Here is a 6,848-nt window from a genome sequence, read left to right as displayed (position 1 = left end):
GAACATTAATGGAGTTTGTTTCTGCCACAGCCGATCATACAATCTTAGTTTCCGGATTAAAATTTGGTGTGACTTACGATTTAAATATGTAAATTTTCTATTAAATGTACTTGCAAATCCGGTGCACTTAGAAGTAATGGTAATTACTCCTGGTGATTATGGAGAGAAGGCCATACCCGTTCCCATTCCGAACACGGAAGTCAAGCTTCTCATCGCCGATGGTACTATTGGGTTCGCTCAATGGGAGAGTAGGACATTGCCGGGTTAGCACTCATAACTCAATAAAAAAAGCCAACCGCATGGTTGGCTTTTTTTATGTACAAAATAGAAATCGCCATTGAGCGAACCCAATAGTACCGCAAGGAAAAGATCGTTCGCGAAATGACAGACTTGCGACCCATAGGGAGCAAGTCTCGGACACTCGCCCGCGGAGCGGAAAAGCGAGTGGGGGTGGAAGTAGGACATTGCCTTCGTTAGTCATTATAGATTGTGAGGGCGTTCAATAAGTTGAGCGCCTTTTTTGTTTGTGGGTGCGTTGTGTGTGCCGGCTATTGTCTGCGACTATTCGCTACGCTTTGCTGCTTGCGCCCGCGAATGTCGCCTGCTCGTTCCCTATGGGTCACTGCGCAGGATTGCCGGTTAAAATTAATGAAGTTGAAAGTTTGCTGAGAGGTAGGTTTTCGTAGGCCCACTCGGATACCGACTTTTTTCCTTTCACCCCAGATCCACTGAGGAACTTACAGTCACTTTAAATAATTGAAATACATCCATACCTTCGGGCAGAACAAGGTGTTTGTCGATGGCAAGAGAAGAAACTCCATGAACAATGGCCCAGGCACCTAGAGCTTTGGCATGCGCTAAGTCTTTACTTCCACGTTCACTGACAAAAGCAGCATAGAGCAGACGAAAGGGACGCTCGGTACTCTTCGCTATTTCCTTGTCAGTTGGTTCTGATTTCGATTTTTTTTCTAAGTCAATTTGGTTTAACATTAAGCGATAAAGATTGGGATGTTTCATGGCAAAGCGAATGTATTCCACACCATAATGATAGGCGAGGGAACGTCCGCGAAGTTTTGGATTTTCTTTTTGTGCCACAAGCATATTGTTTGCCAACTCATCATATCCTGAAGCTGCCACAGCTTGAAGAAGTTCTTGTTTGCCTTTAAAATGTGCATAAGGAGCCATATGGGTTACACCAATTGCAGAGGCAATGGAACGAAGAGAAAGTGACTCGATCCCTTGTTTTTCCAAAAGAGTACGTGCCGCATGGATGAGTGCGGGGCGAAGGTCCCCGTGGTGGTAGGCACTCTCTTTGTCCTGACTTTTTTTCTTCTCGGCCATTACAACCTATAAGAACCACTCACTAAACCGGTAAAGCTTTTTCGAAATAGATTCCAAAAGTTATGGGTTTCTTTTAACAACTTCGGAAAATCCAAATTTTTTATAAAAAAGGGCGAAAAAGTAATTGCAATCTTTACACTGTAAAGATTGGCTTGGTTTCAAAGGGGTTCCCCTTTTAGGAGAAGGAAATGTCTCACTATGACACAATAGTAATTGGTGCCGGTAACGCTGGTTTGATGGCAGCCACTCGACTTCAACGCGAAGGTTCCAAAACTTTGTTATTAGAAAGGCATAATGTCCCTGGAGGATGTGCGACTTCCTTTTTACGAGGGGATTTTGAGTTTGAAGTGGCTTTGCACCAACTCAGTGGAGTAGGAACAGAATCAAGTCCGTTTATCATGCGCCGTGTTTTTGAAGAACTGGGTGTATTGAATAAAATCGAACTCGTTCAAGAAGAAGAACTCTATCGTATCATCATGCCAGGTAAGTTAGATGTTACCTTACCTGCGGACTGGAGCGAATTACAATATCATTTAAAAAGTCTTTATCCAGAAGAAGGAAACTCGATCGATCGTTTTTTTACAATGAGCGAAGCCGTGGTCAATGAATACTATTTTATTCTACCTCGAATTCGTTTGACAAACGATGAAGAAAAACTCCAAACCAAATGTCCAAATTTTTCAGCCTATGGCCTACGTTCTACGACCGAAGTCCTGAATGAGTTTTTTTCCAACAATGATTTAATTGATATAATCACACCATACTGGAGTTATGTGGGAATTCCTACGACCGATCTAGTTTTTGCTGAATTCATCGGGATGTTATATTTTTACTGTGTGTATAAACCTTGGCACATCAAAGGTGGGTCGCAAATGCTTTCCAGCGCTCTTCTTTCATCCTTTGAAGAAGCTGGGGGAGAAGTGCGTTTTCACTGTTCAGCAGAAAAAATATTCACGGAGAACGGTGCTGTGCGAGCAGTCCTTCTGGAAACAGGGGAAACGGTTACCTGTGATGCTGTTGTATCTAATGCAAGTCCTCTCATTACTTATCATGAAATGTTAGATTTAGAAACTCCCCCTTCTTCTGTACTCCAGGATTTTAAATCCCGAAGGATGGGTGTATCTGCCGTTTGCCTTTATCTAGGACTTGATTGTTCACCTGAAGAACTCGGGTTCACAACCGCATCCACCTTTGTCATGACTACTTCCAATGCGGAAGTCACTGAAGATCGAATGTATACTTTGGATGCTCCAGACTGGGGTATGGTTACTTGTTATAATTTCATTGATAAGGAACTAGCGCCTAAGGGAAAGTCAGTGGTTACTCTTGTTGCCTTACAATATGGAGAAGCGTGGAAAGACATTCCTCCAGAAAGTTATATTTCCACAAAATATGAGTTTGGTGATAAGCTGATTTCACTTGTGGAACAAGCTTATCCAAAGATAAGAGAACATATAGAAAAAGCAGAAGTAGCAACCCCTATGACTATGATGCGTTATTTGAATACACCAGGTGGGGCCATTTATGGATTCAAACAGACGTTACAAGACGGATCACTTATGCGCGAATCTCTGGATGCCATCGATGGTCTATATTCTGCGAGCAGCTGGACGAGTATGGGCGGATTTCAACCTACCTATTTGAATGGTTACAATACAGCAAGGAAAATCATCAAACGGTTCAAAGTTAAGCGTAAATCAATAAAAAGTACATAATGAAATCTCAATCAAAAAGTATGATTAAAATTACGAGCATTCCATTGCAAGGAAGAGAAAAAAATGTCAGATAATCATTTAGAAGTAGAAACAAACGTTTTCAATTCCGTGATAGGATTTCGGGAAGCAGTGACAAAAAAAGAGGAAATGGAATCTAATGGTTCCAACTTTCAAGAACAAAAAGGGGCTGTCCGCCGAACGATTGATAGTCTCCATCCCAAAAGGCTACGATTACGGGTTAAACAGATCCGAAGGGATACAACATCGACAAAAACTCTAGAATTGGTTTCAGTCGACGGAAAGAATTTACCTCCGTTTCAAGCAGGCCAATACATCAATTTATTCGTCTCCCTTTCTGGGGTTTTTACTGCAAGACCATATTCTATTTCCTCATCCCCGAAAAAATTAGGTTCCTATGAATTGACCATCAAACGTGCAGAAGGTGGGTTTGTAAGTCCTTATTTGCTGGATGATGTAGAAATTGGACAAGAGTTTGAAAGTACGGGACCCATGGGTTCTTTTCATCATAATCCTTTATTCCATGGCAGGGATTTAGTCTTTCTTGCAGGAGGTTCTGGCATTGCCCCTGCAATGAGTATGTTACATGCGATTTTGGGATCAGCAGAGTCATTTCGATTTCATATCATCTATTCGAATAGTTTCGAAGATGATGTCATCTTTATTGAAGAACTACGAAAACTGGCAAAGATTCACAAAAATTTTATTTTGACTGAGATTTTGTCGCGTGAGTCTAGCCCAAATTTTACAGGATACCGTGGAAGACTCTCACTTTCCATATTACAAGAGTTAATTCCAGAAGCTACCACAAAGATGTATTATGTTTGTGGGCCGACTCCATTTAATGAAAATTGTGAAGAACTACTTTCAGCCCTTGGTGTCAAATCAAGTCGCATTTTAATCGAAAGTAATGGGCCTCCTAAAATGCCAGAACGTATGCACGGTTGGCCGAGTTCAGTTTCTCCTGAAAATCTTGTGAACATTAAAGTAGGAAACAATTCATTTCAAGCGGCAAGTGGAGAACCACTTTTAAACAGTTTAGAGCGGAATGGATTTTTTACTGAGAATGCCTGCCGTTCAGGAGAGTGTAGCCTTTGTCGTGTGAAATTAAAATCGGGGGAAGTATTTAGTCCACCAGAAGCAAAAATCAGGAAGTCTGACCGTAAGTTTGGTTGGATCCATGCTTGTGTTGCGTTTCCTACTACCGATGTGGAAATACAATTATAAACGAAAAAATGAAAGTTACAAAAACTAACTTTCTAAATAGATTTGGGTATTGAGTCCAATTTCATAGACCAAAGAAAACATAAACTTTTCCAAAAGGATAAAAAAAACTTTATTAACTTAATGACCGCTTAACTTTGACTGAAACCAACAAAGGTTACGAAATCATTTATGTATCGTTATTTTATAGTTCTTTTGTTTATTTTTTCCTTTGGTTCCTTGTTTTCAGAAGAGCCAAACCATAATAGCACCCAAGAGCCAAGTGCAGAAAAAAATTCATACAAGTATATTTCGATAAATCCTGGTGTGACCCTGGAGAGTGTATCATTATCGATTCAGGGTAGAAGTCGAGATGCACTTATGGTTCAAGATGGTCCTGGCCGAGTGTCTTGGTTATTGGATATTAAGTCTCCTGAATACCAAATTTCAGAGTATTTTGGAGTCAATTTACTGTTACATAATTCAAGTTTTTATTTGAATCGGCAATCCATTCCTAAGGTTCTTTCTAGAAACCAATCAACGGAAGTTTCTTCATCAGAATCGGATTCAGGATCTTCCAGTTCGAGTGACAATTCCTGGAAACCAAACCGGACAAAAGTAATCGAAGATATTGATACAAATATAGAGGGAACCTATTCGATGTTAGTTCCTATTTTTTATATTGGTAACCCTGATACTTTTAGGTTTGGACTAGGTTTTGGACCTGCACATGTTAAGTTAAAGGGAAATGTTGATTTTAAAGATGCAGCCTCAAACTTGTTAATTGCTTATTCGAGTTCTAACAGAGACGCTTTTTTAAACAATCTCAGGGGATTCCAATTTGTGTCTGGTAACATCAATCCTGAGTCTGACCCAACACTCACATATTTAATCACTAATCTTTCTACTGGAAATAATTTAGAAATGGTAGGGTATTATTTAGCAAGCCAAGGATTGTTGCGTCCTGATTTGACAGCGGCAACAGCTTATTTGAGTGGAAGATTTAATGCTGTGGAGTCACTCGCGATAAGCAGTCTTATGCGAAATCAAGTTGGGGTTAATTCAGTTGCTAAGTTTGCCTTTATGATGTATTTTGAGTCTCCTCCATTTTTAGGAATGAGAGGAAGGGTTTCATTTGGTGGACCGATTGTTAAAGAAAATGGATATACTTATGAACTTCGAACTTTTCACTTCGCTCTTTATATGCCTATAGAATTTTAGAATTTGATTAAAACATTAAGGTTTTTCCTTAATTGACTTCCATTTAGAATTTCGGAGATAGCTAACTTCAAAAAAGAACCAATAGTCTATAAATTTTCCTTGAGTCTGCCCTCTGCCAGTTGTTATTGGATGGTAGAGGTAATTCAAATAATGAAACGTAATTTCGTTTTTTTTCTGATGATCATATCTTTATTTGTCGGGACTTTATCAGCGCAAGGTAAAGTGGAAGGAAACACAGTAAGGTTCAAGGGTGCTTTATTTTTTGGTAGCCTTCGCCCTGATTTCGAAAAAAGAAATTTTTATAGCGATATCGTTGGTTTGGAATACAACCAAGATTGGCAAAATAACCGAGGCATGACTTTAATCAATGATTTAGGTTTTGATTATTTCCATTCTTTAAATGCAGGAGTATTGAGTAATGTTTTTCTAGGATTACATCTCAATCGATTTAATCGCGGTTATGAATGGAATTCTTATTATGCGAATGGGTTAGGAATCAAAGAAGCAGACTATCGTTTACTTTATTCTGACATTAATCTTGGTATTACACTCTCACCAGTTTCAAACTTTCGAATTTTGCCCAAATATGTAATTCGTAGTATGGGTCATACTTTAGAAGGAAGTTATTTGGGTCTCGGTGGACCAAGTTATTTGGGACAAGATACTAAAACGGCAACCGCTACTTCCGGACTCCTAGGGGTTGGTTTTGAATTTGATTTAAATGAACGAGCAACTCTATTTGCCGATTTTCTAATCTACGGTCCATTTTTATTCAACTCCTCAGGCTCATACAATTCGGAACAATTTAGAATTTATAATAATGGTGTCGTTCTAAATTACGCTAACGGTGGTTATACATTCTACTCTGAAAAAATTAGTGTGGGGGGAAGTATCGTCGTTGTTCCTAAATTACGTTTGTTTGCCAGTTTTGAGAGTGAACGTATGACTGCAAAATCACAAAGTCCCGTTGCTTTCAGTGTTTCAGAGAATGGAATTAGCAGTGTAGGAACATTAATGGAGTTTGTTTCTGCCACAGCCGATCATACAATCTTAGTTTCCGGATTAAAATTTGGTGTGACTTACGATTTAAATATGTAAATTTTCTATTAAATGTACTTGCAAATCCGGTGCACTTAGAAGTAATGGTAATTACTCCTGGTGATTATGGAGAGAAGGCCATACCCGTTCCCATTCCGAACACGGAAGTCAAGCTTCTCATCGCCGATGGTACTATTGGGTTCGCTCAATGGGAGAGTAGGACATTGCCGGGTTAGCACTCATAACTCAATAAAAAAAGCCAACCGCATGGTTGGCTTTTTTTATGTACAAAATAGAAATCGCCATTGAGCG

Annotated in this window: 5 protein-coding genes and 2 rRNA genes; 6 read left to right on the top strand and 1 reads right to left on the bottom strand. The window is 39.5% G+C overall.

Going from position 1 to position 6,848, the window contains the following annotated elements; translation table 11 throughout:
• Positions 1-148 precede the first annotated feature (148 nt).
• Positions 149-265, top strand: a 5S ribosomal RNA gene (gene rrf / locus LEP1GSC203_RS18155).
• 449 nt (positions 266-714) lie between these two features.
• Here the strand turns inward: rrf (LEP1GSC203_RS18155) and LEP1GSC203_RS18150 are convergent.
• Complete coding sequence (locus LEP1GSC203_RS18150; protein ID WP_002975558.1) at positions 715-1,341, bottom strand: TetR/AcrR family transcriptional regulator; 627 nt, start codon at positions 1,339-1,341, stop codon at positions 715-717.
• Positions 1,342-1,529: 188 nt separating this feature from the next.
• Here LEP1GSC203_RS18150 and LEP1GSC203_RS18145 point away from each other — a divergent pair, with 188 nt between their 5' ends.
• From LEP1GSC203_RS18145 to rrf (LEP1GSC203_RS18125), 5 genes are all read left to right on the top strand, one after another.
• Positions 1,530-3,056: a phytoene desaturase family protein gene (locus LEP1GSC203_RS18145; protein ID WP_002975556.1), complete on the top strand. Its 1,527-nt coding sequence runs from the start codon at positions 1,530-1,532 to the stop codon at positions 3,054-3,056.
• A 63-nt stretch (positions 3,057-3,119) separates the two neighbouring features.
• Complete coding sequence (locus LEP1GSC203_RS18140) at positions 3,120-4,301, top strand: FAD-binding oxidoreductase (RefSeq protein WP_002975559.1); 1,182 nt, start codon at positions 3,120-3,122, stop codon at positions 4,299-4,301.
• Between the two features lie 168 nt (positions 4,302-4,469).
• A complete protein-coding gene (locus tag LEP1GSC203_RS18135) occupies positions 4,470-5,498 on the top strand; it encodes a hypothetical protein (protein ID WP_002975557.1) in 1,029 nt (342 codons plus the stop codon).
• Positions 5,499-5,648: 150 nt separating this feature from the next.
• Complete coding sequence (locus LEP1GSC203_RS18130) at positions 5,649-6,596, top strand: hypothetical protein (RefSeq protein WP_002975555.1); 948 nt, start codon at positions 5,649-5,651, stop codon at positions 6,594-6,596.
• A 56-nt stretch (positions 6,597-6,652) separates the two neighbouring features.
• Positions 6,653-6,769, top strand: a 5S ribosomal RNA gene (gene rrf, locus LEP1GSC203_RS18125).
• Positions 6,770-6,848 lie beyond the last annotated feature (79 nt).

Origin of the sequence: Leptospira terpstrae serovar Hualin str. LT 11-33 = ATCC 700639, from assembly GCF_000332495.1 — a bacterium.
GTDB lineage: Bacteria > Spirochaetota > Leptospiria > Leptospirales > Leptospiraceae > Leptospira_A > Leptospira_A terpstrae.
The sequence above is the reverse complement of the archived record's forward strand: the minus strand, read 5'-3'. Positions and strand labels throughout refer to the sequence as shown.

Coding starts and splice junctions, on each gene's coding strand:
- LEP1GSC203_RS18130 (WP_002975555.1), top strand. CDS start 5,649: ATGAAACGTAATTTCGTTTTTTTTCTGATGATCATATCTTTATTTGTC.
- LEP1GSC203_RS18140 (WP_002975559.1), top strand. CDS start 3,120: ATGTCAGATAATCATTTAGAAGTAGAAACAAACGTTTTCAATTCCGTG.
- LEP1GSC203_RS18150 (WP_002975558.1), bottom strand. CDS start 1,341: ATGGCCGAGAAGAAAAAAAGTCAGGACAAAGAGAGTGCCTACCACCAC.
- LEP1GSC203_RS18135 (WP_002975557.1), top strand. CDS start 4,470: ATGTATCGTTATTTTATAGTTCTTTTGTTTATTTTTTCCTTTGGTTCC.
- LEP1GSC203_RS18145 (WP_002975556.1), top strand. CDS start 1,530: ATGTCTCACTATGACACAATAGTAATTGGTGCCGGTAACGCTGGTTTG.